The organism is Geodermatophilus sp. SMS 5-13, from assembly GCF_059428245.1.
Genome location: NZ_CP165729.1, coordinates 1,334,790 through 1,359,636 on the forward strand (window position 1 = coordinate 1,334,790; position 24,847 = coordinate 1,359,636).

At 74.5% G+C, this 24,847-nt stretch carries 23 protein-coding genes; 11 read left to right on the top strand and 12 right to left on the bottom strand.

Going from position 1 to position 24,847, the window contains the following annotated elements; all coding sequences use genetic code 11:
- Positions 1-627: a TetR/AcrR family transcriptional regulator gene (locus AB3388_RS06640; RefSeq protein ID WP_495409971.1), complete on the bottom strand. Its 627-nt coding sequence runs from the start codon at positions 625-627 to the stop codon at positions 1-3.
- 135 nt (positions 628-762) lie between these two features.
- Here AB3388_RS06640 and AB3388_RS06645 point away from each other — a divergent pair, with 135 nt between their 5' ends.
- Positions 763-1,851 carry an EAL domain-containing protein gene (locus AB3388_RS06645; RefSeq protein WP_495409972.1) on the top strand — a complete coding sequence of 363 codons (1,089 nt, stop codon included), beginning with the start codon at positions 763-765 and terminating at the stop codon, positions 1,849-1,851.
- Here AB3388_RS06645 and AB3388_RS06650 read toward each other — a convergent pair.
- The 3 genes from AB3388_RS06650 to AB3388_RS06660 form a co-directional block, all read right to left on the bottom strand.
- A complete protein-coding gene (locus AB3388_RS06650; protein ID WP_495405976.1) occupies positions 1,848-2,840 on the bottom strand; it encodes an IS481 family transposase in 993 nt (330 codons plus the stop codon). The genes AB3388_RS06645 and AB3388_RS06650 overlap by 4 nt on opposite strands.
- 130 nt (positions 2,841-2,970) lie before the next feature.
- Positions 2,971-3,552 carry a histidine phosphatase family protein gene (locus tag AB3388_RS06655; RefSeq protein ID WP_495409973.1) on the bottom strand — a complete coding sequence of 194 codons (582 nt, stop codon included), beginning with the start codon at positions 3,550-3,552 and terminating at the stop codon, positions 2,971-2,973.
- 28 nt (positions 3,553-3,580) lie between these two features.
- On the bottom strand, positions 3,581-4,030 hold the full coding sequence (locus AB3388_RS06660; RefSeq protein ID WP_495409974.1) for an STAS domain-containing protein: 450 nt from the start codon (positions 4,028-4,030) through the stop codon (positions 3,581-3,583).
- 189 nt (positions 4,031-4,219) lie between these two features.
- Between AB3388_RS06660 and AB3388_RS06665 the strand changes: the two genes are divergently transcribed.
- The 3 genes from AB3388_RS06665 to AB3388_RS06675 are packed head-to-tail and all read left to right on the top strand — an operon-like array spanning position 4,220 to position 7,659.
- Positions 4,220-5,383 (top strand): acyl-CoA dehydrogenase family protein, encoded by a 1,164-nt coding sequence (locus AB3388_RS06665; protein WP_495409975.1) that lies wholly within the window; start codon positions 4,220-4,222, stop codon positions 5,381-5,383.
- The gene (locus AB3388_RS06670) at positions 5,376-6,050 is read left to right on the top strand and encodes a PaaI family thioesterase (RefSeq protein WP_495409976.1); all 675 of its coding nucleotides are present in this window, start codon (positions 5,376-5,378) and stop codon (positions 6,048-6,050) included. Before AB3388_RS06665 ends, AB3388_RS06670 begins: the two co-directional genes overlap by 8 nt.
- A gap of 52 nt (positions 6,051-6,102) precedes the next feature.
- Positions 6,103-7,659 carry an AAA family ATPase gene (locus tag AB3388_RS06675; RefSeq protein WP_495409977.1) on the top strand — a complete coding sequence of 519 codons (1,557 nt, stop codon included), beginning with the start codon at positions 6,103-6,105 and terminating at the stop codon, positions 7,657-7,659.
- Between the two features lie 66 nt (positions 7,660-7,725).
- Here AB3388_RS06675 and AB3388_RS06680 read toward each other — a convergent pair whose 3' ends face one another.
- Positions 7,726-8,844 carry an NAD-dependent epimerase/dehydratase family protein gene (locus AB3388_RS06680; RefSeq protein ID WP_495409978.1) on the bottom strand — a complete coding sequence of 373 codons (1,119 nt, stop codon included), beginning with the start codon at positions 8,842-8,844 and terminating at the stop codon, positions 7,726-7,728.
- A gap of 47 nt (positions 8,845-8,891) precedes the next feature.
- Here AB3388_RS06680 and AB3388_RS06685 point away from each other — a divergent pair, with 47 nt between their 5' ends.
- Positions 8,892-9,242 (top strand): VOC family protein, encoded by a 351-nt coding sequence (locus tag AB3388_RS06685; protein ID WP_495409979.1) that lies wholly within the window; start codon positions 8,892-8,894, stop codon positions 9,240-9,242.
- Positions 9,243-9,252: 10 nt separating this feature from the next.
- On the opposite strand, the gene AB3388_RS06690 is transcribed toward AB3388_RS06685, so the two are convergent.
- The gene (locus tag AB3388_RS06690) at positions 9,253-10,575 is read right to left on the bottom strand and encodes an MFS transporter (protein WP_495409980.1); all 1,323 of its coding nucleotides are present in this window, start codon (positions 10,573-10,575) and stop codon (positions 9,253-9,255) included.
- 110 nt (positions 10,576-10,685) lie between these two features.
- Here AB3388_RS06690 and AB3388_RS06695 point away from each other — a divergent pair, with 110 nt between their 5' ends.
- Complete coding sequence (locus AB3388_RS06695) at positions 10,686-11,108, top strand: SRPBCC family protein (RefSeq protein ID WP_495409981.1); 423 nt, start codon at positions 10,686-10,688, stop codon at positions 11,106-11,108.
- An 8-nt stretch (positions 11,109-11,116) separates the two neighbouring features.
- Here AB3388_RS06695 and AB3388_RS06700 read toward each other — a convergent pair whose 3' ends face one another.
- Positions 11,117-11,947 (bottom strand): alpha/beta fold hydrolase, encoded by an 831-nt coding sequence (locus AB3388_RS06700; protein ID WP_495409982.1) that lies wholly within the window; start codon positions 11,945-11,947, stop codon positions 11,117-11,119.
- Between the two features lie 154 nt (positions 11,948-12,101).
- On the opposite strand from AB3388_RS06700, the gene idi reads away from it, so the two are divergent.
- Positions 12,102-12,629 (top strand): isopentenyl-diphosphate Delta-isomerase, encoded by a 528-nt coding sequence (idi, locus tag AB3388_RS06705; RefSeq protein WP_495409983.1) that lies wholly within the window; start codon positions 12,102-12,104, stop codon positions 12,627-12,629.
- Positions 12,630-12,633: 4 nt separating this feature from the next.
- On the opposite strand, the gene AB3388_RS06710 is transcribed toward idi, so the two are convergent.
- Both AB3388_RS06710 and AB3388_RS06715 read right to left on the bottom strand, forming a co-directional pair.
- Positions 12,634-15,192: a putative bifunctional diguanylate cyclase/phosphodiesterase gene (locus tag AB3388_RS06710; protein WP_495409984.1), complete on the bottom strand. Its 2,559-nt coding sequence runs from the start codon at positions 15,190-15,192 to the stop codon at positions 12,634-12,636.
- 95 nt (positions 15,193-15,287) lie between these two features.
- Positions 15,288-17,336 (bottom strand): S8 family serine peptidase, encoded by a 2,049-nt coding sequence (locus AB3388_RS06715; protein ID WP_495409985.1) that lies wholly within the window; start codon positions 17,334-17,336, stop codon positions 15,288-15,290.
- A 376-nt stretch (positions 17,337-17,712) separates the two neighbouring features.
- Here AB3388_RS06715 and AB3388_RS06720 point away from each other — a divergent pair, with 376 nt between their 5' ends.
- The 3 genes from AB3388_RS06720 to AB3388_RS06730 all read left to right on the top strand — a co-directional run bounded on the left by AB3388_RS06720 (position 17,713) and on the right by AB3388_RS06730 (position 19,712).
- The gene (locus tag AB3388_RS06720) at positions 17,713-18,564 is read left to right on the top strand and encodes a polysaccharide deacetylase family protein (protein WP_495409986.1); all 852 of its coding nucleotides are present in this window, start codon (positions 17,713-17,715) and stop codon (positions 18,562-18,564) included.
- 78 nt (positions 18,565-18,642) lie between these two features.
- Positions 18,643-19,422: an SDR family NAD(P)-dependent oxidoreductase gene (locus tag AB3388_RS06725; protein ID WP_495409987.1), complete on the top strand. Its 780-nt coding sequence runs from the start codon at positions 18,643-18,645 to the stop codon at positions 19,420-19,422.
- Between the two features lie 11 nt (positions 19,423-19,433).
- Positions 19,434-19,712 carry a hypothetical protein gene (locus tag AB3388_RS06730; RefSeq protein WP_495409988.1) on the top strand — a complete coding sequence of 93 codons (279 nt, stop codon included), beginning with the start codon at positions 19,434-19,436 and terminating at the stop codon, positions 19,710-19,712.
- 1 nt (position 19,713) lies between these two features.
- Here AB3388_RS06730 and AB3388_RS06735 read toward each other — a convergent pair whose 3' ends face one another.
- Genes AB3388_RS06735 through AB3388_RS06745 form a run of 3 tightly spaced genes read right to left on the bottom strand, consistent with a single transcriptional unit; the run spans position 19,714 to position 23,794 of the window.
- Positions 19,714-22,050 carry a SpoIIE family protein phosphatase gene (locus tag AB3388_RS06735; protein WP_495409989.1) on the bottom strand — a complete coding sequence of 779 codons (2,337 nt, stop codon included), beginning with the start codon at positions 22,048-22,050 and terminating at the stop codon, positions 19,714-19,716.
- On the bottom strand, positions 22,047-22,643 hold the full coding sequence (locus tag AB3388_RS06740; RefSeq protein ID WP_495409990.1) for a biliverdin-producing heme oxygenase: 597 nt from the start codon (positions 22,641-22,643) through the stop codon (positions 22,047-22,049). Before AB3388_RS06740 ends, AB3388_RS06735 begins: the two co-directional genes overlap by 4 nt.
- Positions 22,644-22,669: 26 nt before the next feature.
- Positions 22,670-23,794 (bottom strand): helix-turn-helix domain-containing protein, encoded by a 1,125-nt coding sequence (locus AB3388_RS06745; RefSeq protein WP_495409991.1) that lies wholly within the window; start codon positions 23,792-23,794, stop codon positions 22,670-22,672.
- A 127-nt stretch (positions 23,795-23,921) separates the two neighbouring features.
- On the opposite strand from AB3388_RS06745, the gene AB3388_RS06750 reads away from it, so the two are divergent.
- Positions 23,922-24,845, top strand: coding sequence for a proline dehydrogenase family protein (locus tag AB3388_RS06750; protein WP_495411441.1), 924 nt, complete (start codon positions 23,922-23,924; stop codon positions 24,843-24,845).
- Positions 24,846-24,847 lie beyond the last annotated feature (2 nt).

The window sequence follows — 24,847 nt, forward strand, 5'->3', positions numbered from 1 at the left end:
TCAGGCCGTCGCCGCGCCCGCGCTCTTCAGCAGCGGCAGGACGACGGTCTGCAGCACCTGGTCGGCGTAGGCGTCGTCGACCGGCTCGCCGGTGAGCAGCCACCGCTGCACCAGCAGCGCGCTGGTCGCCTCGGCCGACAGGCTGCCGCTGACCCCCGCCCGCAGCTCGCCGCGCTGCTCGGCGCGCGCCCACACCTGGTCGAACGCGCTGCGCCAGACCTCCAGCGGGCCGGTGCGGAAGGCCTCGGCCAGCGCGGGCTGGTGCGGCACGGTCGAGAGCAGGGACAGCGTGGCCGCGCCCACCGGCCCGTTGATCACCGATACGAGCCGGTGAAGCATCACCCGGAGGTCCTCCTCCAGCGACCCGGTGTCGGGCGCGGCCGCCTCCTCGCGGTTCAGCTCGGCGATGGTGTCGACGACGAGGTCCTGCTTGGTGCGCCACCGCCGGTAGATCGTCGCCTTGCCCACGCCGGCCTCGGCGGCGACGGCGTCCATGGTCAACGCGCCGTAGCCGACATCGGCGAGCAACCGCAGGATCGCGGCCCGGATCACGCCGTCCCGGCTCGGGTCCCGGGGGCGACCACCCCGGCTGGATCGGGGCGGATCGAGGGTCGAAACTGCGGTCATGGGGCAAGACTTTAGACACTTAAGTCAGGAACACCAGAGGTCTGTGCCCGAGTTGGAACTTTCCCGGCCCGGAACTGATCCTGCCGCACCGCGCGCCTGTCCGGACAGGGGTCGGGCATCGGTCATCCTCGATTCGTGGGCACTGCGCAAGACCAGCGATGGGAGCTGCCGGGCCGCGCGACCCGGATCCTGCTCGCGACCCCGATCAGCCACGTCCTCCCGGCGATCGCGCGCACCGCGCGGGCGATGGGCCTGTCGGTGCACGCCGCGCCGCGGATGCTCGACATCGTCGACGAGCGCGGCGGCCGCTGGCTCGACCGGCTCCTCGCCCGCCTGGCGCACGAGCTGACCGACGCCGAGACCCAGGTGGTCCGCGTCGCGACCGACCCGCCGGCGGACGATGACGCCTTCGCCACCGCGCTGCTCAACGCGCCCACGCTCGCCGTCGAGCTGGCCCGCCGCGGCATCACCGTGGAGATCGGCGTCCTGGCCGAGGCGGAGTTCTGGTCGGTCTACCAGCCGATCGTGGCGCTGGACGGCCGGGCCAAGGTCGCGCACGAGGCCCTGCTCCGCGGCATCGTCGACGGCCGCGAGGTGTCCGGCGGCGATCTGTTCTTCGTGGCGGAGTCGGCCGGCTGGCTGCACCGGCTCGACCGCATCGGCCGCGAGGCGGCGGTGAACGGCGCCGCCGGGTGGCTGGGCGACGCCGACCTGTTCGTCAACTTCTCGCCGCGCTCGGTGTTCCGCGCGCAGGTCTGCCTGGCCAGCACCGAGCGAGCGGCCCACGACGCCGGGATCGAGCCCCGCCGGCTCGTCCTCGAGATCGGCGAGGCAGAGGCGATCGCGGACCGCGGCCACCTGGACTCGGTGCTCGAGCACGTCCGCTCGGCCGGCTTCCGGGTCGCCCTCGCCGAGGTCGGCGCCGGCTGGGCCAGCCGCTCGCTGCTGTCGGCGGTCCGCCCGGACGTGGTCAAGCTGGACAAGGCGCTGGTCCGCCAGCTCCCGGAGGACGGCGCGCGGACGATGATCCACGCCGTCGTCGAGCAGGCGCACACCTTCGGCGCCGTCGTCGTCGCCGAGGGCGTGGAGACCGAGCGGATCGCCGCCGCGGTCACCGAGCTCGGCGCCGACCTCGGTCAGGGCTGGCTGTTCGGCCGCCCGTCGCGGCCGCGCGCCGCGGTCGAGCAGCCGGTCAGCGGCTGGCAGCCGGTGAGGGCGTCCTAGCTGTGCTGCCCGGACAGGTTGGTCAAGCGCGTGATCGGGGGACGGTTTCCGATCGCGGTGTGGGGCCGGTGATGGTTGTACTCGTGCAGCCAGGCCGGCAGTGCCTTTCGGCGCGCTGATTCGCTGAGGAACATGCGGCCGAAGGCCCAGCCGTCGGCCAGGGTGCGGTGGAACCGTTCGATCTTGCCGTTGGTCTGCGGCCGATAGGGCCGGGTCCGCTTGAGATTGATCCCGAGCTCGGCGCAGGCATCGCGCCAGGCGTGCGAGCGGTAGGCCGAGCCGTTGTCGGACAGCACCCGCTGGGTGGTGACGCCCCGCGCGGCGAACCAATCCACCGCGCGGCGCAGCACGCCGATCGCGGTGGCGGCGGTCTCGTCGTCGTGGGTCTCGGCGTAGGCGACGCGGCTGTGATCGTCGATCACCGTGTGCACGAATGCCGTGCCGATCACCGGGTTGTGGTGGGCGTTGCGGGGCGTGCCGGGCGTGGCCGCCCGGTTCTTCTTGCCCTGCTGGCGCCCGACGTAGCGCCAGCCGCCGCCGTCGGGGATGTTGCCCAGCTTCTTGACGTCGACGTGCAGCAGCGAGCCGGGGTACTCATGTTCATAGCGGCGGATCGGCTCGCCGGTGGCCCGGTCGACATGGGAGAGCCGGTTGAGCCGGCAGCGAACCAGCACCGCGTGCACGGTCGAGGGCGCCAGGCCGACGCGGTCGGCGATCTGGACTGGGCCGAGGCGCTTTTTCCAGCGCAGGTGCACGATCTTGCGCACCACCGGCCGCGGCGTCCGGCGCGGGCAGGAATGCGGTCGTGAGCTGCGATCCTGCATCGCCGCCGGGCCGCCCCGGCGGTACCGGTCGGCCCAGCGCTTGGCTGTGGGCCAGGAGACGTTGAACACCGCCGCGGCGTAGCTGATCGACCAGTTCTCGTCGACCACGGCGCGGCCGAGCTTCAGCCGGTGACGAGGGGTCAGGGCAGCGTTAGCGTGAGACACGAGGACCTCCGGGTTGGTGAGCGGGTGCCTTCAGCAGCCCCACTCCACGTCCGGAGGTCCTCCCTCCACAAGATCGATCAGTCAGATCGAGTGGTCACACGCCCTCGACCAACGTCTCTGGTCAGTACACCTAGCGCAGTCCCCAGCCGGTGAGCGCCGGCCGGGCGTGCTCGTGCCCGAGTATCCCGAAGGAGCCGGCCGGCAGGGCGAACAGCGCGCCCGCCTCCGGGCCCAGCCGCAGCCAGCGCGCGGTGAGCACGCGCAGCACGTGCCCGTGCGCCACGAGGGCGACGTCGCCGTCCGCCAGCCGCGGGCGGAGCCGCTCCAGCACCCGGTCCACCCGCGCGGCGACCTGCTGCAGGGTCTCGCCCGGCGTCGTCCCCGGCACCACGGGATCGCGCCACACCGACCACTCCTGGCCGAGCTCCGCGCTGATCTCCTTCGTCGTCCGGCCCTCGTAGCCGCCGTAGTCCATCTCGACGAGGTCTTCGTCGACCGCCGTCGGGGACAGGCCCGCCAGCTCGGCGGTGCGCCGGGCCCGTTGTCGCGGGCTGACCCAGATCTCGGCGAACGACCGGCCGGCCAGGGTGCGCCCCAGCCCGCGCGCCTGTTCCTCGCCCTCGGGTAGCAGCGGCAGGTCGGTCACGCTGGTGTGCTGACCGCTGCGGCTCCACTCCGTCTGCCCGTGCCGCAGCACGACGAGCTCGCCCACGGGGCCATTCCTACCGTTCCACGGCCGGTCAGCTCCAGCGGTGGAGCGGGATCGCGCCCACCGGGGTGCGCGCGGGCCGCAGGCTGGGCCGCGTGCGCAGGCTCGCCGGGCGCCGTCCCGGCCCGGCCGGCGCGGGCGGTTCCGGCGCGACCCGCTGGTACACCGGGCCGTCGAGGGTGAGGACGTCGCCCAGGCCGGCCGCGCGGATCAGCCTCCGGGTGGCCGCGCTCGCGCCCACGATGCGGCAGCCGCGGCCGGTCCCGGCCAGCTCGGCGCTGACGTCGGCCAGCGCGCGCAGCGCCGAGCTGTCCCAGAAGCGGGCGGCGGCGACGTCCACCACGACGTGCGGCGTGCCGAGGCCGGCGGCCTGGGCGAGGGCGTCGGAGAGCAGCGGGACGGTGGAGAGGTCGGCGTCGCCGGTGAGGCGGACGACGACCTGGTCGGGAGCAGGGACGAGGACGACGTTGAGCAGTGGCACAGGGTCTCCGAACGGGGCGCTGTGTCAGGGGCCGGTGGGCTGCAGCCGCTTCCGACCCTATGCCGTTCCACTGCCTGGGCACAACACATTGTCATGACTTGACTCCGTTGTGTTTGGAGGAGTTCGCCAGCCGGCCACCGCGCGCCGGGCCGTGACCCGGCGCGGCCGCAGCGCCACGGAGGGGCCACCATGAGCGGCATGGACGCCGAGGACTTCCGCCAGATCCGCGACGCCGTCCGCCAGCTCGTGCGCGAGGAGGTCATCCCGCGCGAGGAGCAGATCGAGGACGACGATCGCGTGCCCGACGAGCTGCGCGCCCAGGCCGCCGCGATGGGCCTGTTCGGCTACGCGCTGCCCGAGGAGTACGGCGGGCTCGGCGTCACCATGTCCGAGGACGTGCAGCTCGCCTTCGAGTTCGGCTACACGACGCCGGCGTTCCGCTCGCTGTTCGGCACCAACAACGGCATCGCCGGCCAGGTGATCGCCAAGTTCGGCAACGAGGAGCAGAAGAAGGCCTACCTGCCGCGGCTGGCCGCAGGCGAGCTGATCGGCTCGTTCGCGCTCACCGAGGCCGAGGCCGGCTCGGACCCGGCCGGGCTGCGCACCACCGCCCGGCGGGACGGCGACGGCTGGGTGATCAACGGGTCCAAGCGCTACATCACCAACGCGCCGATCGCCGACGTCTTCATGGTGTTCGCGCGCACCAACCCCGAGGAGAAGGGCGGCCGCGGGATCTCGTCGTTCGTCGTCGAGACGTCGGCGCCGGGCGTGAGCGTCGGCCCCAAGGACAAGAAGATGGGGCAGTCCGGCGCGTGGACCGCCGAGGTGTTCTTCGACGACGTCCACGTGCCGGCCGAGGCGCTGATCGGCGAGGAGGGCCGGGGCTACGCGAAGGCGCTCACCGTGCTCTCCCGCGGGCGGCTGCACATCGCCGCTCTCTGCGTCGGCATGGCGCAGCGGGTGCTCGACGAGTCGGTCGCCTACGCGGCCGCGGCGAAGCAGGGCGGCGCCCCGATCGGCCGGTTCCAGCTGGTCCAGGCGATGCTCGCCGACATGCACGCCGAGCTGCTGGCCGGCCGCAGCCTCGTGCTCGACGTCGCCGCCCGCTACGACACCGGCGAGGACACCTCGGTCGGGCCGTCGTCGGCCAAGCTGTTCTGCACCGAGATGGTCGGCCGCGCCGTCGACCGGGCGGTGCAGGTGCACGGCGGCATGGGCTACCTGCGCACCACCGCGGTCGAGCGTTTCTACCGCGACGCGCGGCTGTTCCGGCTCTACGAGGGCACGAGCGAGGTGCAGCGGCTGATCATCGGCGGTGCGCTGCTGCGCGAGGCCGGCATGGCCCGTGGCTGAGGAGCGGGCCGCCCGTCGGGAGGCGGTCTCGGCCTTGGGCGAGGCGCTGCGCGAGCTGGTCGACGTCGCCGTCCGCACCGAGGTGCCGGTGGCCGACCTCGAGAAGGCTGCCCTGCTGGCCAGGGAGGTGACCCAGCTGCTGGCGGCAGACCTCCGGGACGTGCACGAGATCGCGTCGGTCGACGACCCGGAGACGGGCGAGCGCTGGTACAGCCCGGTGTACGGGCCGGGCAGCCCGGTGTCGCCGCCGATGGCGGTCGAGGACTTTCCGGAGGACGGCCGCTGCGTCGGCCGGGTCACGGTGGGCAAGCCGCACGAGGGGCCGCCCGGCCTCGTCCACGGCGGCGTCGTCGCGACGCTGCTGGACCACGTGGTGGCCCGGTCGGCCCGCGTCACCGGCCACGGCGGCCTGACCGCGACGCTCACGGTCATCTACCGGCGACCGGTGCACCTCGGGGTCCCGCTCGTGGTCACCGGCGAGCTTCAGTCGGTCGACGGCCGGCGGGCGAGGGCCGTCGGGCGCCTCGTGGCAGAGGACGACCCGGCCACGACACTGGCCGAGGCCGAGGGTGTGCTCGTGTCGTTGCGCGCCGAACGGGCGTCGGAGGTCTTCGCCCGGACCGGCCGCGCGGTGGGCGCCTGGACGTCGAAGTCCTCGGACGGCTGACCGGGCGAAAGGCGGCTGACGACGCGGTTCGGTTCGGCTACCGTCCGCGGCCGTGGAGCACGGTGCGGGATGGGTGACCTACGGCTCGGCTCCGGCGCCGGACGGCGGGGCGCCCGAGCCGCTGCGGCCCGAGCTGGCCGACGTCGGCCGGCTGCTGCGCCGTGGTGTGCAAGCGGTGGTGGGCGCCGCCCGCGCCGACGAGCCGGTCACGCTGTCCCGGATCCTGGCCGACCACCTCGGCGAGGGCGCCGCCGAGCTGGAGGTCGTGCAGGAGCGGGGGCCGAGCTACGAGCACGTCAACATGCAGGCCGGGCTCGACGCGTGGCTCGCCGATCCGGCGCGCACCTCGCAGCTGATCGGCATCGTCGGCTACCAGCACCGGCCGTTCGGGCTGGGGGAGCTGCTCACCGGCATGGAGGGCTCGAGACACGACCCGTTCGGACCCCGGCCGGGCAACCCGTCGCGGATCAACCGCGCGGCGGGCCCGGACGGCGAGGTCCGGGCGTGCATCCGGTGCGCCCTGTACCTGGTCACCGAGGGGGAGACCCGGCTGGCCGTGTTCTTCCGCGGGCCGGAGCCGGAGATCGGCATGCCGATCACGTCGCTGCACCTCGCCGGCACCGACCCGGAGCGGGCGCGGCGGGCGGCCGCCGAGATCCGGGCGGAGGCGCTGGCGCGCAACGTCTTCCGCGGCCAGGTGCTCTCGTTCGGTGGCGAGGTGTTCGGCGGGGAGGTGTTCGGCCCCAGCGAGGCCCTGCTGGCCTTCCACCGCCGTCCCACCCTGTCGGTCGACCAGCTCGTGCTGGACCCGGCGACCCTGGCCGAGGTGGAGCGGCAGGCCGTCGAGGTGGCGCGGCACAAGGACCGCCTGCTCGCCGCCGGCCAGCACCTCAAGCGCGGGCTGCTGCTCTTCGGGCCGCCGGGGGTCGGGAAGACGCACACCGTCCGGTTCCTGATGAGCCGGCTGGTCGGCACCACGGTGGTCCAGCTGACCGGCGATGCGCTGCGGTTCGTCGCCGAGGCCTGCTCGATCGCCCGCGCGCTGCAGCCGGCGATGGTCGTCGTCGAGGACGTCGACCTCATCGCCGAGGAACGCGGCATGCACCCCGGCCAGCACCCGCTGCTGTTCCAGCTGCTCAACGAGATGGACGGGCTGGCCGAGGACGCCGACGTCGTCTTCGTGCTGACCACCAACCGGCCGGACCTGCTGGAGCCGGCGCTGGCCGCCCGGCCCGGCCGGGTCGACCAGGCGGTGGCCCTCGAGCTGCCCGACGCCGGGGCGCGGCGGGCGCTGTTCGAGCTCTACCGCGGCGACCTCGACGTCGACACCTCCCGGCTGGACGACGTCCTCGTGCGGACCGAGGGCGTGACCGCCTCCTTCCTCAAGGAGCTGCTGCGCCGCGCCGCGCTGGTCGCCGCCACCCGCACCCCGGACGCCACCGCGCTGCACGTCTCCGCCGACGACCTGGCGGAGGCGCTGGACGAGCTGCTCGACAGCCGCAACGCGATGACCCGCGTCCTGCTCGGCAGCGCGCCCGCGCAGACGGTGGTCTGGCCGGAACGACCGCCGGGCTCCTTCGGCCCCAGCCCCGAGGCGTTCCCCGGCTGAGCCCAGTCTCCCCGTGCTTTCGCGCGATAAAGCACGCGTGCTTTATCGCGCGAAAGCACGCCTGGGTCAGTGCGCGCGGGGGCCGGGGGCGTTCGCGGGATCGCCGGCGGGGTCGCGCGCGGGGCCGCCGGCCGGCTCCAGCAGCGGCCCGGGCGCGCCCTCGCCGCGGCCCAGCGCGGCCACGAACTGGGCGAGCACCTCGTCGCCGCGGTGGGACGGCGCCCAGTCGAGCAGCTTGCGGGCCCGCGTGCTGTCCAGCGCCGGCGCCTGCAGGCCGATGTCCAGCCAGCCGGGCTCGGTGGGCACCAGCCGCGCGGTGAACGCCGCGCGCAGCGCCGTCCGCAGCGCGACCGCCGGCACCGGGACCCGGACGACGCCGAGCGCCCGGGCGATGGCGTCGCCGTCCATCAGCGGCTCGGCCGCCAGGTTGAACGCGCCGGACGCCCGCCGGTCGAGGATGCGGCTGACCGCGTCGGCGACGTCGTCGGCGTGCACGAACGCCACCGAGACGCCCGGCAGCGGCAGGGGGAGCAGGTGGGCCACCGCCGGGGGCAGCATCCGGCCGAGGCCGAGGAGCACCGGCCCGAGGAAGTAGCGGCCGATCTCGCTCGCCGCCTCCGGCTGCAGCACCAGCGTCGGGCGCACGATGCTCGAGACGACGTCCGGGTGACGGGTCATGATCTCGCGGACCGCCCGCTCCGCCTCCGCCTTGTCCCGGCTGTACTGCGACGTCGGGATGCCGGTGGTGGGCCAGTCCTCGGTCACCTTCCGCGCCGGGGCGCCGGCGGCGTAGGCGCCCAGCGAGGACATGTGGACGACGTGGCCGACGCCGGCCGCCACCGCGGCCCGCACCACCCGGCGGGTGCCCTCGACGTTGACCCGGCGCAGCTGCTCGGGATGCCGCCCCGGCTGCAGCGCCCAGGCCAGGTGGACGACGGCGTCCGCCCCGTCGAGGAACTCCGGCAGCACCTGCTCGCTGGCCGCCTCCCCGAGGTCGGCGTGGTGCCAGCGCACGCGGTCGTACGGCGCGAGGTCGGGCGGCTGCCGGCGGGCCAGCCCGCGGACCTCGGCCACGCCGCTCCCCGGTGCGGTCAGCCGCCGCACCAGCGCCGTCCCGACGTTGCCGCTGGCGCCGGTGACCGCGACGGTCAGCCCCTGGAGGTGGCCGGGAGAGAGCTTCGCCATGCGCTGCCGCTACCCATCCGGACCGCCGGGAACCTACGGTCGCACCCGTGATCAAGGGCGCACACGTGATCCTGTACAGCAGCGATGCCGACGCCGACCGGGCGTTCCTGCTCGACCTGCTCGACCGGCCGTCGGTCGACGCCGGCGGCGGGTGGCTGATCGCCCAGCTGCCGCCGGCCGAGGTCGCCGTCCACCCGGCCGAGGCCTCCGGGGCGGTCGAGCTGTACCTCGTGTGCGACGACGTCGACGCGACGGTCGCCGAGTGGAGCGCCAAGGGCGTCGAGTTCGAGACGCCGGTCAGCGACGAGGGCTGGGGCCGGGTGACCACGCTGAGGCTGCCCGGCGGTGGGCGGCTGGGCGTCTACGAGGCCCGCCACCCGCTGGCGTTCGAGCTCTGACAGCTCTCGGTCATCCCTCCAGCGCCCGGCCGCGCAGCTCCGGCAGGCCCCAGGTGGCCAGCGCGCCGAGGGCGAAGAAGGCGGCGAAGACGCCGAAGACCAGCCCGCTGCCGCCGGCGTCGAGCAGCGGCGGCACGGACAGCGGCGCGAGGATCGAGGCGATCCGGCCGAAGCCGGCGGCGGCGCCCGCGCCCCGGGCCCGCAGCGCGGTCGGGTAGACCTCCGGGGTCACGGCGTACAGCGCGCCCCACGCGCCGAGGTTGAAGAACGACAGCACCATCCCGGTGAGCAGGACGGCGGTCGCGCCGTCCGCCGCGGCGAACAGCGCCGCTCCGAGCGCGGAGCCGACGAGGAAGACCGCCAGCGTGGGCCGCCGTCCCCACTTCTCGATGAGGAACGCCGCCGCCGCGTACCCGGGCACCTGCGCCAGCGTGATGACCAGCGTGTAGCCGAACGACCGCACCAGCGAGAAGCCTGCCTCGACCAGCAGGGTCGGCAGCCAGATGAAGGCGCCGTAGTAGGAGAAGTTGATGCTGAACCACACGGCCCAGAGCGCGGCGGTGCGCAGCCGCGTGCCGGCCGCCCACAGCCCGCGGGCCCGTGGTGCGGCGGCCGGGGCGACCGCGCGAGCGGCCGGCGTGGGGACGCCGGCGGCGTCCTCGAAACGCCGCACCGCCGCCTCCGCCTCGTCGGTCCGCCCGCGCAGTTCGAGGAAGCGCACCGACTCCGGCAGCGTCCGCCGGACGAGCGCCGCGTAGACGGCGGGCACCGCACCGAGCGCGAGCGCCCACCGCCAGCCGGCGTCGCTGCGCGGGACGACGAGGTAGCCGATCAGCGCGGCCAGCACCCAGCCGACCGCCCAGAACGCCTCGAGCGCGACGACCACCCGGCCGCGCACCCGCGCCGGGGCGAACTCGCTCACCAGCGTCGAGGCGACCGGCAGCTCGGCGCCCAGGCCCAGCCCGATGAGGAAGCGGAAGACCAGCAGCGCGCCGACCGACCACGACAGCGCCGCGGCGCCGGTCGCGACGCCGAAGAGGAGCAGGGTCAGCGCGAAGACCTGGCGGCGGCCGAACCGGTCGGCGAGCAGCCCGCCGAGGGTCGCGCCGAGCGCCATCCCCACGAAGCCGATCGAGCCGATCCACGACAGCTGGCCGGCCGACAGCGACCACTGCGCGGCCAGCGCCGCCATGACGAAGGAGATCAGCCCGACGTCCATCGCGTCGAGCGCCCAGCCCAGCCCGGAGCCGACGACCAGCCGGCCGTGCTCCCGCGTGAAGGGCAGCCGGTCCAGGCGCTCGGCGCGGGTCGGCGCGCCGGTCGTGGTCGTCATGACCGGCCCGGATACCCGCGTGCGCGCCGCCCGTCACGCGGCGGCGGGAGTTCGTGCTCCGTAACCTGCGGGTTGCGGCAGCCGCCACGCCACCGAGCCGAGGAGCCGGCATGAGGTCCTACGAGTCGACGGCGTCGATCGCCGCGAGCCCCGACGACGTCTGGGCGGTGCTCGTCGACGCGGCCGCGTGGCCGTCCTGGGACTCCGGGGTGACCGCCGTCGACGGCACGATCGCGGAGGGGCAGAAGATCACCATCCGGTCCGCGGCCGCGCCCGGCCGCGCGTTTCCGGTCCGGGTGACGACGGTCGAGCCGTTCCGCCGGCTGGTGTTCAGCGGCGGCATGCCGCTCGGCCTGTTCCGCGGGGAGCGCACCTACACGCTGACCGCCGACGGCGACGGCACCCTGTTCCGGATGCGCGAGGAGTACACCGGCCCGCTGCTGGGGCTCATCGGGCGGTCGATGCCCGATCTGCAGCCCTCGTTCGACCAGTTCGCCGCCGGCCTGCGCACGCGCGTCGAGTCAGGGGCCTGAGCCGGGGGTCACGCCGTCCGGACGTGCGCGGTGATCAGCTCGGCGGTGCGCTCGGGGGCCAGCTCCGGGATCCAGTGCGGCACGTCCTCGAGCACCTCGAGCCGGTAGGGCGCGTCGACGAAGGCGGCGGTGGCCTCGGTGGCGGCGCGGCCGAGGAAGGCGTCCCCGGTGCTCCAGACGTGCAGCGTCGGCACCCGCACGGTGCCGACCGGGTGGCGGGCGCTCCACGGGATCGCCCGGTACCAGTTCAGCGCGCCGGACAGGCAGTCCGGCTCCTGCAGCCGGCCCACGTACTGGTCGACCTTCTCGGGCGGCAGGCCGCCGCGGGTCAGCGCCCGGCGCAGCGCCGCGCCGTCCCGGGCCATCAGCAGGGTCTCCGGCACGAACGGCAGCTGGAAGAAGGCCATGTGCCAGGCGCGCAGCCCCTGGTCGCTGCGCAGCAGCGCCTGCTGCATCGCCGCCGGGTGCGGCGTGGAGAGGGAGGTGAGGGTGCGCAGCCGGTCGGGGTGCCAGGCGCCGAGCGCCCAGGCCACCGCGCCGCCCCAGTCGTGCCCGACGACGTGCGCGCGGTCGATCTCCGCGGCGTCCAGCAGTGCGAGGACGTCGTCGGCCGCGTCCCGGATCCGGTAGTGCGCCCGGCCGACCGGCCGCGCGCCGGGGGAGTAGCCCCGCTGGTCGGGCGCCAGCGTGCGCAGGCCGGCGGAGTGCAGGGCGGGGGAGACCCGGTCGAAGGCGGTGCAGTCCTGCGGGAAACCGTGCAGCAGGACGACGGCCTCGCCGTCGCGCGGTCCGCCGTCCTGGACGTCGAAGACCATGTCACCGCGCCGGAAGCTGTCCACGGGCTCACTCTGCCGCTCGGCGCACCGGTCCGCGTGCGCGGGCCGCCGTCCTGGCTCACCGCAGCGGGTCCTCCCTCACGGTGCACCGTGAGCCAGGAGCAGCTGGGATCAGCTGGGCTGATCCCAGGTGGCGGCCGCCTGGAACGATGGGGGCGTGGCGGAGGAGCTGATCGTGCTGGTCGACGACGAGGGGACGGCGATCGGCACGCTGCCCAAGGCGCAGGTGCACCACGGTGAGACCCCGCTGCACCGCGCCTTCTCCGCCTACCTGTTCGACGACGCCGGCCGGCTGCTGGTGACCCGCCGCGCGGAGGACAAGCAGACGTTCCCCGGCATGTGGACCAACACCGTCTGCGGCCACCCCGGCCCGGGGGAGGACGACGCCGCCGCGATCGCCCGCCGCGCGGACTTCGAGCTCGGCCTCGACGTCGCCGAGCTGCGGCCGGCGCTGCCCGGCTACCGGTACCGCGCGGAGTTCCGCGGGGTGGTCGAGAACGAGGTGTGCCCGGTCTACCTCGGCCGGTTCGGCGGCACCCCGGCGCCGGACCCCACCGAGGTCGCCGACTGGGAGCTGCTCGACTGGGCCGCGTTCCGCCGCCGGCAGGAGACCGAGGGCGAGGCCTGGTCCCCGTGGTGCCGGGAGCAGGCCCGCCTCATCGAGGCCGCGGGCCTGGTCCCGTAGCCGGTCAGGCGCTGGTGGTCAGGTCCTCCGAGGTCTCCTGCGCTGACGTCTCCTGGCCGGGGATCTCCTCCCAGGACTCGCCGCGGACCAGCGACATGACCATGTCGGCGTCCACCGGCCGGGAGAACAGGTAGCCCTGCGCCAGGTCGCAGCCCAGCGCCGCCACGTGCTCCTGCTGCTGCGTCGTCTCGATGCCCTCGGCCACGGTGAGCAGGCCGAGCGTGCCGGCCAGCTCGACGATCGCGCGGGTGATGACGTCGTCGTGCGCGTCCCGGCCGAGGCCGTCGACGAACTCGCGGGCGACCTTGAGCATGTCGATCGGGAAGCGGCGCAGGTAGGCAAGCGACGAGTAGCCGGTGCCGAAGTCGTCGATCGCGATCCGCACGCCGAGGCCCTTGAGCGCCCACAGGGTGGTCGCCGCGGTGTCGCGGTCGTGCATGAGCATCGTCTCGGTGATCTCCAGGACCAGCCGGTGCGGCTCGAGCTGCGACTCGCTCAGCGCGGCGCGGACCTCGTCGACCAGTTCCGCGTGCTGCAGCTGCCGCGCCGAGAGGTTCACGGTGACCAGCAGCTCGTCGTCCGGGGCGATCGAGCGCACCCAGCGCGCAGCCTGCCGGCAGGCGTCGCGGAGCACGATGACGCCGATGTCGGTGATCAGGCCGGTGTCCTCGGCCAGCGGGATGAACTGGTCCGGCGTCCGCAGGCCGTCGGTCGGGTGCTCCCAGCGGACCAGGGCCTCCGCGCCGATGGGCCGGCCGGTGCGCATGTCGATCAGCGGCTGGTAGGCCACCACGAACTCGCCGTTGCGCACGGCCGCGGCCAGCTCGGACTCGGCGTCCTGCCGGGTGTCGGTGTGCTCGCCGATGCCGGGCTCGTAGAACAGGTGCGCGCTGCCGCCGCCGCGCTTGGCGGCGTACATCGCGGCGTCGGCCTGGCGGATGAGCGTGTCGGCGTCGCCGATGCCCTCCTCGCCGAGCGCGATGCCGATGCTCATGCCGACAGTGGCCATGCGGCCGTCGCCGAGGTCCACCGGGACCTCCAGCTGCGAGCGGATCCGCCCGATGACCCGCTCGACGCCCTCGCGGTCGATGGGGCCGCCCAGCAGGATCGCGAACTCGTCGCCGCCGAGGCGGGCCGCGGTGTCCGACGGCCGCAGGCAGGCGCGGAAGCGGTCGGCCACCGTGCGCAGCAGGAGGTCGCCGGCGTCGTGGCCGTAGGTGTCGTTGACCGGCTTGAAGCCGTCGAGGTCGATGTAGAGGATCGCCGGCCACACCTGCGAGCGCGCGGCCGACTCGACCGCCTGCTTGGCGCGGTCCAGGTACAGCGTGCGGTTGGGCAGCCCGGTCAGCGGGTCGTGCAGCGCCTGGTGGCGCAGCTGCTCCTTGAGGTCGGTGACCTGGCGCAGCGTCTCCTCCAGGCGGCCGCGCTCCAGGGACGTGCCCACGTGCCGGGAGAACGTCTCGAGCAGCGCGAGGTCGCTGTCGGTGAAGGTGGAGACCTCACCGTGGCGGCCGCCGATCACGAGCAGGCCGTGCACCCGGTCGTCGGTGCGCAGCACCGCGGCGATGGCGTCCTTGAGGCTGCGGTCAGAGGCGTAGGTCTCCAGCCCGCCCCGGCCCACGCCGGTGCGGGTGGTGAGCACGCCCGCGGCCATCGCCAGGCGCAGCAGGCCTTGGAAGGCCTCGCGGTCCTCGAGCGGGGCCAGCACGGTGGGCTCGACGCCCTCGCGGCTGCTGCTGACGGTGATGGCCTCGCGGTCGGTCGTGTCCAGGAGGACCAGCTCGGCCATCTCGGCCCGGAAGGCCGACCGCACCGAGGTCAGGAACTCGCCGAGGGCGGCGTGGCTGTCGCTGTGGTGCAGCAGCGCGGTCACCTCGTGCAGCCGGCGCAGGTTCTCCTGCTGCTGGTGGGCCTTGGTGAAGGCGCGGTAGGCGACGATGATCAGGGTGGTCGGCAGGGCCAGCAGGGCCAGCGCGGCCGGGTCGTCCGTCGCGGTGCGGGCCACGACGAGGCCGACGGCCGCCGCCGCGATCGCGGCGGGCACGGTCGGCGTGCACATCTCCACGAACTTGCTGAGGTCGACGCGGCCCTCGGAGACGCTGATGACCGCGAAGATGCAGGCGTTGCCGACCAGCGTCGCGGTGACGACGGCGACCAGCGCGGCCAGCCAGTACCAGGACGTGGCCAGCGGCGCGGAGAGCACCGCGTCGATGACCGTGGCCACGCAGCCGGTCAGCGCGCACAGGGCCGTGTTGAAGCAGAGCTTGAGGCCCCGCTGCTTGCGGTGGATGAACAGGGCGGCCGCGACGCCGGCGAAGTAGGCGATGACGAGGTCGCCCGGGGTGGTCAGCATCAGCCCGGCGGCCATCACCAGGTCGCTGACGGAGAAGCTGTGCGAGTCCTTCTTGACCTGGACGTGGACCGGGAAGGCCTCACTGATCGCGAAGGCTGCCGCCCAGAGCACCCACGGCAGGGACACGGCCGTGGGGGCTCCGGGAAGCGGACGGACGACGACGGCGAACAGCGCCACCGCCACCGCGGCCAGTGCGGCCGTGAGCAGCATGATCCGCTGGGGAACATTGAGCCGGATCGCACGCGATCCCTGAGCAGGAACACCGTTCGCCATCGTCGTCACCTCCTTATCGGTTCAGAATCGGTTCAGGACCAGTCGGTGCCGGACCAGGTCACCCCGGACCACGTGACACCGCTCCAGGTCACCCCGGACCACGTCACGCCGCTCCAGGTCACCCCGGACCACGTGACACCGGACCAGGTCACCCCGGACCACGTCACGCCGCTCCAGGTCACCCCGGACCAGGTCACGCCGCTCCAGGTCACCCCGGACCACGTGACACCGGACCAGGTCACCCCGGACCACGTCACGCCCGAGAGCTCGGGCTGCTCGGCCGGCGCGGCCTGCTGCTCGGTGACGCCCTCGGCGATCGTCTCGGCCGAGGAGTCCTCGATGTCCGTGCCGGTCACGTCGACCTCGCCGGTGACCTTGTCACCGTCGACCTCGACGTGGACCGAGCCACGCGCGGCCTCGAGGGAACCGTCACCCGTCGAGCGCGGGTAGTTCTGGACCGCGTTCGTCGGCGTGGGCGTGTTCAGGGCGGTGGCCAGGTCGAGCAGGCCGCTGCCCTGACGGGCCGCGCTGGCACCGGGGATCTCCTGGGCAGAGCCCATGAGCAGCGCCTTGACCTCGTCCGGCGTGATGTCGGGACGCTGCGAGATGAGCAGCGCCGCGGCACCGGAGACGACCGCGGCCGCCTGCGAGGTGCCGCTCCCGCGGAACAGCCGGTCACCGATGCGCGCGGCCGGGTGCTCCTGGTCGAGGAACGAGTTCGGGCTCCGCAGGCTGACCACGCGCTCACCGGGAGCGACCAGGTCGGGGTTGCGGGTGCCGTCACCGTCGTTAGAGAACGACGAGACCGTGTCGTCGGCCGTGGTGGCCGTCCCGTTGGCGTTGGCGCTGCCGACGGCGAGGACGTACGGGTCGTAGGCCGGGTTGTTCACCTTCTGGGTGCCGAAGCCCTCGTTGCCGACGGCGACGACGGCGACGACGCCCTTGTGCCAGGCCTGCTCGGCCGCATAGGCCAGCGGGTCGAGCAGGTAGCTCTGCACACCGTCGGTGCCGAACGACATGTTCAGCACCCGGATGTTCAGCCCGTTCTCCTGGCCGTGCTCGGTGACCCAGTCGATGGCGGCGATCGCCTGCGAGACGTCGGTGCGCCCCATGGCGTCAGCGACCTTGATGCTGACGATCCGGGCGTCCGGCGCCATGCCGACGTAGCTGTCCGAGTCACCGCTGTAGGGAGCGGTGGCGTCGGCGTCGCGACCGGCGATGATGCCGGCCATGGCGGTGCCGTGACCGTTGGTGTCCAGGTTCTCCACCGGCGTGCCGGCCTCGAAGGACAGGTCGGGGCCGTAGACCAGCCGGCTCGGGTCGTCGAGGCCCTCGACCGGGACGGTGCCCGAGTCGATGACCGCCACGTCCACACCCTGGCCGGTGTAGCCCGCGTCCCACATCGCCTTCGCGCCGGTGACGTCGTTGGTGAGCGTGTACAGCGAGCCGGCCTGGGCCGCCTGCGTCGCCACGTCACCGACCGCCGCCACGGCGTCCGCCGCGACGTCGGCGACCGCGGCGGTGGTGTCCTCCGCGACCTCGGCGACCGCGGCGGTGGTGTCCTCCGCAACGTCGGCGACCGCCGCCGTGGTGTCCTCCGCCACGTCGGCGACCGCCGTCGTGGTGTCCTCGGCCACCTGGGTCACGGTGTCCGTGACGGGGGCCGTCACGGTGCTGGTGACCTGGGTGGTGGACGACGTCACCTGCTGGGTGACCTTGCCCAGACCCCCGAGGGTGTCGGAGAGGCCGTTGAGGGTCAGCGTCGCGTCCTGCGTCACCGCGGTGACGCCGGGCACGGCCCGCAGCGCGTCGAACCGGTCGGCCGGCAGCTTCGCGCTGAAGCCCTGGAAGACCGAGAAGTGCTGGGTGACCGAGCCGCCGAACGTCTCGACGGCGCGCTCGGGACCGTTACCGGTGCCCTCCTGCTCCTGGACGATGACCGGGACGAGGTCGGCCGACGACGGGGTCGCGGCCGAGGCGGCCGATGCCATCGCGGGCCCGGCCACGCCGGCGGCCAGGAGGAACGCGGTCGCGACCGTCGCGACCCTGCGTGCGTGCAGGGGCAGCCCGCCCCATGTCACGCCCTGTGAGGCGAGGGCGGGTGCCCCCCCTCTGGTACTGCTGAGCATCACGTGCACCTCCGTGTGTTGGTTGCGATGCCTTGCGCGAAGGGCTTCGGCTCAGCGGGGGGATAGCTGGATGGACTCCAGCCGGAAAAGGCCGCAGGTTCACCCCTCCGGGGGGTAGGAACGCCGCCAACGGCTGTATGACGGACCTCGCCGTGCGGGCGGCCACACCGTGCGCACTTCGGCTGCATCACTCAGCGTGGTCGGACACGTGCTCGAAGCCACCGACTCTGTCACTGTCCGTATACTGCTTCTGACCGTGCGAACGGCTGCGGCGCGTCGCCCGCGCGCTGCCCGGGACCTCGTCCGGCCGTCGTTAGCGTCCCCGGCCATGGACCGACGGCGGTTCCTCCTCCTGCTGGCAGCGGGCGTCTCGGGCGCGGCGGTCGCCCACGGCGCCGAACAGATCCGGCCGGCCCGGGCAGCGGAAGCCCCCCGGCCGGCCGCACGGACGGCGGCCGCCGCCGGGCCGCCGACGGAGCCCGCGGCGAACGTCGTCGGCCTCGTGCCGGTCGATCCGCCGCTCGGGGAGGTGAGCACCCTGCCCGGGGAGGGGACGGCGCTGGCGCTGACCATCGACGACGGCACCAGCACCGAGGTCGTGGCCGCCTACGCCAAGCTCGCGGCCGACACCGGGATCCGGCTGACCTTCTTCCCCAACGGCAGGTACAGCTCCTGGACCGACAACGCCGCAGCGCTGCAGCCGCTGATCGACTCCGGGCAGGTGGCGATCGGCAACCACACCTGGTCGCACCCGGATCTCGTGACGCTGTCCGACACGGAGATCGCCGAGGAGATCTCCCGCAACCGCGATTTCCTCCGGAACACCTTCGGCGTCCGGGACACGCCGTTCTTCCGGCCGCCGTTCGGGTCGCACGACGATCGGGTGGACGGCATCGCCGCCGACCAGGGGCACCCGACGATCGCGATGTGGAACGGCACTCTCGGTGACTCCACCCTGCTCACCGGTCCGGAGCTGCTCGACTTCGCCCGCGAGTGGTTCATCGCCCAGGCGATCGTGATCGGCCACGCCAACCACCCGGCGGTCACCACGGTCTACGGCGAGCTGCTCGACCTGCTCAGCGAGCGCAAGCTGCGCACGGTGACCCTCGCCGACGTCTGGGCGACCCCCGCCGACCGGCTGCCCGGACTGGCCGCGCCCGGGCAGGCACCCACCCGCTGACGGCCCGAACTGCGGGCCGCCCGGTTGTCCGCGAGAGTGATCACGGGCAGGCGCTGATCACCGAGAACGGAGAACTGCATGGACGTCACCGGGTCGCTCAAGGGGCGTGTCGCCCTGGTCACGGGCGGGGCGAGCGGGCTGGGCCGGGCGACCTGCGTCGCCCTCGCCGAGGCCGGCGCCCACGTGGCCATCGGCGACATCAACGCCTCCGGGAGCGAGGAGACCCGGGCGATGGTGGCCGAGGCCGGCGGCTCGGCCGACGTCCTCCCGCTGGACGTCACCGACGACGAGAGCCGGCGCGACGTGGTCGAGGCGCTCTTCGACCGGCACGGGGACGCGTTCGACATCCTGGTCAACGTCGCGGGCATCGACCGCCCGGGCTACATCACCGACATCGACCTCGCCGACTACCGGATGGTGCAGGCGGTCAACTGCGAGGGCCCGATCTTCCTCACCGGCGAGTTCATGAAGCGCGTGCAGCACCTGCCGGAGGGGCGCACCGCCGACGTCGTCCACATCGTGTCCCTCTCGGCGATCACCTCCGGCAGCGGCGCGATCGCCTACAACGGCTCGAAGGCCGGCTTCCGCAACGCGACCAAGTGCATCCAGCGGGAGCTGCGGGAGAAGGCGATCCGGCTGCCGGACGGCAGCGAGCGGCCGTTCCCCTGCCGCGTCCAGAGCGTCGTCCCGGCGGCGATGGACACGCCGATGATGGAGCAGTGGGGCATCCCGTCCCACCTGATGATGCCGCCCTCCGCCGTGGCCGAGACCGTCCGCACGTTGCTCCTGCTGCACCCGGCGGCCTACGTTCCCGAGATGCAGATCGTGCCGCGGCTCGAGCCGAACTTCCCCCGCTGAGGAGATCTGCGATGAACCGCGACGACCTCCCCGACAGCGCTGAGTACCCGGACAGCGCGATGGCCTCCGGCTCCGACGCCGGCGAGCCCGGCGAGCACCTGGGCCCCGCCGATCTCGGGCCCGACGAGCAGCGGCTGCTGCAGGCGCTCGAGAGCGACGTCGACCGCACCCCCGACGACGAGGTCGACCTGGTCGCGGAGGCGGCCGAGGACGAGACCCCGCTGCCGGGGACCGGCGGCGCTCAGGACGACGGGCTGAACCCGCACTTCTCCAATCCCGAGCAGGCCTGACCTACCTCGGCCGGAGACGGACGGCGACCAGCGCGACGTCGTCCTCGGCCCGTCCCGGCAGCAGTCGGGCGAGGAGCGCGTCGCACAGCTCCTCGACCGGCTGCTCCCGCAGGCCCGCCAGCGCCCGCCGCAGGTTCTCCACGCCCTCGTCGAAGACCTGGTCGCGGCGCTCCACGAGCCCGTCGGTGTAGAGGACGACGGTGGCGCCGCGCTGCAGCAGGACCTCGCTGTCGGCGCGGGTGATCGCGGGCGCGACCCCGAGCATGAGCCCCGGCGCCGTGAGCACCTGCTGTGCGCCGTCCGGGCCCACCACCACCGGCGGCAGGTGGCCGGCGCTCGACCAGCGCAGCCGGGTGCCGGCGGCGGTCTCCTCGAGCCGGGCGACCAGCACGGTGGCCATCGCGCCGAGGCGGAGCCCCTCGATCGCGGCGTCCAGCCGGGCCAGGACGGCGGCCGGGCTGTCGGCGCTGTCGTAGGCGATGCCGCGCAGCAGCCCGCGCAGCTGCGCCATGCAGGCCGCCGCCTCGGTGTCGTGCCCGGCGACGTCCCCGATGACCAGCATGGTCGACCCGTCGGGCTGGCCGAACACGTCGTACCAGTCGCCGCCGACCTGGGCCTCGCGCGCCGCGGGCACGTACCGCACGGCCACCTGCAGGTGCTCGGGCTGCGGGGGATCGGAGAGCAGGCTGCGCTGCAGCGTCTCCGCGGCGCGCACGATGCTGCGCGAGCGGGCGTAGAGCGCCTCGAGCAGGTGGGTGCGCAGCTCGGTCGCCTCGGCCACCTGCCGGCCGGTCCAGGGCTCCGAGCGGCCGCGCACCGTCTCCCGCCAGCGGTCGAAGGACTTGCGCGGGGAGAGCCGGACCTCGTCGCCCTCCCGCTGCGCGATCGCCTTGTTGTGCGGATCGCCGCCCCAGTCGACGGTCTGCACCTGCTCGCCGCGGAACCAGAGGATGAACTGCCCCTCCGGCAGCGGCAGCACCAGCACGCCGCAGGCCAGCTCGACCGGCACGCCGAGCTCGGGCGCCTGCTGGGGCAGGGCGTCGGTGGCCACGACGTCGGCGCCGCGGCCGGCCGCCCACCCGGCGACGGCCTCGGCCAGGCCGTCCGGCAGCGCCAACCCGCGGGCGCCGGTGTGCCCCTGCAGCCGGACGACGACGCCGTCGGCGGGCAGCAGATCCAGCAGGTCCGGCGAGCCGAGCAGGGTGTCGGCCAGCGGGCGGTCCTCGTCGAGGGTGGCCGCGGTCAGCCACGCCAGCGTCGAGCGGACCCGCAGCGCCCGCTGGGTCTCCTCCTCCAGCGCCCGGTCGACCAGCCGCAGCGACAGCGTGGACCCGAGGAACTCCGCCGCGGCGCGGGTGGCGTACGGCGGGGCGTGCGGGCCCTCGTAGTGGTGGCAGGCGATGAGCCCCCAGAGCGTGTCGTCGCGCAGCAGCGAGATCGACATCGAGGCGCGCACGCCCATGTTCTTCAGGTACTCGATGTGGATGGGGGAGACGCTGCGCAGCGCCGAGTAGGTGAGGTCCAGCGGCCGGTCGTTGCCGGGGTGGTCGGCCGGGACCAGGCGCGCCGGCACGTAGTCGACGTCGGAGATCAGCCGGATCCAGTTCTTCTCGTACAGCGCCCGCGCCTGCGCCGGGATGTCGGAGGCCGGGTAGTGCAGCCCGAGGAAGGAGTTCAGGTGCCCGGCCCGGGCCTCGGCGACGACCTCGCCGTTGTACTCGGCGTCGTAGCGGTAGACCATCACGCGGTCGAAGCCGGTCAGCGAGCGCACCGCCTGGGCGGTGATGTCGTAGAGCTCCTGCAGCGTGCTGGCCCGGTTGAGCTCGCCGACCGTGCCGCGCACCGCCTGGTAGGTGTTCGGGAAGGAGAACGGCCGCGGGCCGCGGGCCGGCTCCAGCTCGACCACCAGGCTGGTCACCGCCTCGCCGCCGGTGTCCGCCGGCAGGCCGGGCAGCGGGGCGTCGCCGGGCCGGATGACCGCCCGGTGCAGGATGGCGTCGACCGGCACCGGCGTCCCGTCGACGTCGAGGGTGAGCTCGACCGGGTTGCGCTCGCGCAGGTCGCCGAAGGCGCTGGCGGTCAGCGCCACCGCCTCGGCGGGGACGACGCCGAGGGCGTCTCGCAGCGACCGGCCGAGCGCCTGCTCCGGCGTCACCCCGGTCAGCTCGGACAGGTTCTCCGACACCTGCTGGACGACGAGGTGCGGCTCGCTCACCGCGAGCAGGACGCCGCGCGGCTGGATGCTGCCGGGGACGTGGATCGGCTCCCGGGCGCAGTTGTCGAGGTCGACCGGGGTGCCGGGGGCGAGCCAGTCGACCTCCGGCACCGGCCCGGTCACGCGGCCACCGGTGCGCACCAGGCGGCCAGCGCCCGGAACGTGGCCCCGGCGGCGGCGACCACGCGGTCGGGGTCGGTCACGCGCTCGCGGGTGAACCGCCGGAAGGCGTGCCACATGGCACCGGTCTCTGCGCCGTAGGGGGAGAAGGCGGTCACCCGGACGCCGAGTCCGGGGAGGCCGGTGAGGTGGCGGTCGATGAACGTGCCGCCCAGCGTCGAGCCCTCGAGCACGTACATCCGGCCGAGCGCCTCGTCGGTGTGCTCGACGCCGGGCAGCACGGGGAGGTCCGGGGCCGCCGCGGCCCCCAGCGCGGCGAGGTCGGCGGCGAACAGCGCCGCCCGACGGCGGCGGCCCCACTCCACCGCGCCCGCGGGCTCCGGCTCGCGCTCGGCCCAGTCGTCCAGCCCCGCCTCGGCCGCCTGCCAGAAGCCGTGCAGCCGGCCGAGGACGTCGGCCAGGCGGGCGCGGTCCAGGTCGGGGCTCATGAGGTCCAGCGTGGACTCGACCCGCTCGTGCTCGCGCGCCGTCGCCGTCCGCAGCGTCCGCAGGACGTCGGCGCCGTGGCGAGGTGACGCCTCTTCTCCTGCAGCCATTCCGGCAAGCTTAGGCGAGCTATCGATCAGCGGCGTAGCCGCGCGGCCTTGAGCGCGGTGTGCAGGAGCAGGCGGTCCGCCCCGTCGGCGAGGTCGAGGCCGCTCAGCTCGGCCACCCGGCCCAGCCGGTAGTACAGCGTCTGGCGGTGGATGCGCAGCGCGGCCGCGGCCCGGGACGCGCTGCCGGCGCAGTCGAGGAAGACCTCCGCCGTCCGGGCGAGCGCCGGCTCGGCGAGCAGCGGGCCGACGGCGGGATCGGGCCCGGGCAGCGCGGTGACCGCCCGCCAGGCGCCCAGCTCCGCCCAGTGCGCGACCGGCGCGAACTCCTCGACGGCGGCCGCCACGCGTGCGGCCGCGCCGGCCTCGGCCCACTGGCCGGGGAGGTCGGCGACACCGGAGCGCACCGCCGAGAGCCCGGCGCTGCTGCCGGGCGGCAGCGCGGGCAGTGCGGCGGCGGTCAGCGCGGTCGCCGGCCGCAGGTCGCCGGCCCGTCGCAGCGGCACGAGCACCGCGACCCGTTCGCCGTCCTCGGCCAGGACCGCGCTCACCGCCCCGGCGCCCGGCGGCCGCCAGCCGGCCGGGAGCACCCCGCCGGCCGGGGCCAGGGCGACCACGAGCTGCGCGGCGCCGGCCCCGAACCGGTCGCCCAGGGTCCGGACGGCGCGGTCGCGGGCGGCGCCGCCCCCGGTGAGCGCCGCGCGCAGCACCCGGTCCAGCGCGCCCTCCGCGGGCTCGCGGCCCGCCAGCAGCCGGCCGGCCTCGGCGGCGAGGTCGACCGCGGCGGCCAGGGCCTCGTCGTCCGCGTCGTCGGGGTCGGTGCGGCCCTCGTCGAGCAGCCACAGGTAGCCGTGCGTGCGGCCGGCGTGCCGCACGGGGATCACCAGCCGGGTGAGGATGCCGGCGCCGGGGTCGGCCGGCGTCCGCAGCGGCCCGTCGGCCCGGGCGATCCCGAACTCCTCGAACCAGCGGCGGGTCTCCGGCGGGGAGCCGCGGGTGAGGATCGACCGGGTCCGGACGGCGTCCATGCCGGTGCCGGCCGCGCCGTCGTGCGCGCAGAACGCCAGCAGGGTGAACTCGGCGTCCTCCAGGGTGACCGGCGCGGCCAGCAGCCGGGACACCTGGTCGACCAGCTCCTGCAGCTCGTCGCGCACACCGCCTCCTCCTGTACAGGTGTATGAAATCAGTACGGGCGACGTCGTACGTCTGTCGCTGGTCCCGGGGCCCCCGGGTGCTTAGCGTCGGAGGCGTCGTCGACCGGCGTGGAGGTGGCTCGTGCTGATGCAGAGAGCGCTGCTCGCGGCCTCGCGCCGGCCCGCCCTGCGGCGGCTGGTCGTGGGCACCCCGGCCACCCGGGCGGTGGTCGACCGCTTCGTGGCCGGCGAGACGCTGGCGGACGCGCTGACCGTCGTCCGCACCCTGTCCGGCGACGGCATCGCGGTGACCCTCGACCACCTCGGCGAGGACGTCACCTCCCGGCTGGAGGCCAAGCGCTCGCGGGACGCCTACCTCGCCGCCCTCGACGGGCTCGCGCCGCTCGGCCTGGGCCCGGCCGCGGAGGTCTCGGTGAAGCTGTCGGCCTTCGGGCAGTCGCTGCCCGGGGGTGAGGACCTGGCCCTCGAACTGGTCCGCCCGGTCGTCGAGGCGGCCGAGGCGCTGGGGACGACGGTCACCCTCGACATGGAGGAGTCGCGCACCGTCGACGCCACCCTCGCCGCCCTGGCGGAGCTCCGCCGCGACTCCCCGGGGGTCGGCGCCGTGCTGCAGGCGATGCTGCGGCGCACCGAGGACGACGCCAGCGCGCTGGCCACCGCCGGCTCCCGGGTCCGGCTGGTCAAGGGCGCCTACCGGGAGCCGCCGGAGGTCGCCTTCCCGCACCGCCGGGAGGTGGACGCCGCCTACGCCCGCTGCCTCGGCGTCCTGATGCGCGGCGACGGCTACCCGATGGTCGGCTCGCACGACCCGGTGATGGTCGGCCTCGCCCAGCGGCTGGCCGCCGAGTACGGGCGGACGCCGGACTCGTGGGAGGTCCAGATGCTCTACGGCATCCGGCCCGACGAGCAGCGCCGGCTGGCCGCCGCCGGCGTCCGCGTGCGCGCCTACGTGCCCTACGGCGTCGACTGGTACGGCTACTTCATGCGCCGGCTGGCCGAGCGCCCCGCCAACCTGCGCTTCTTCCTGCGCTCCCTCGCGACGAAAGGCTGAGC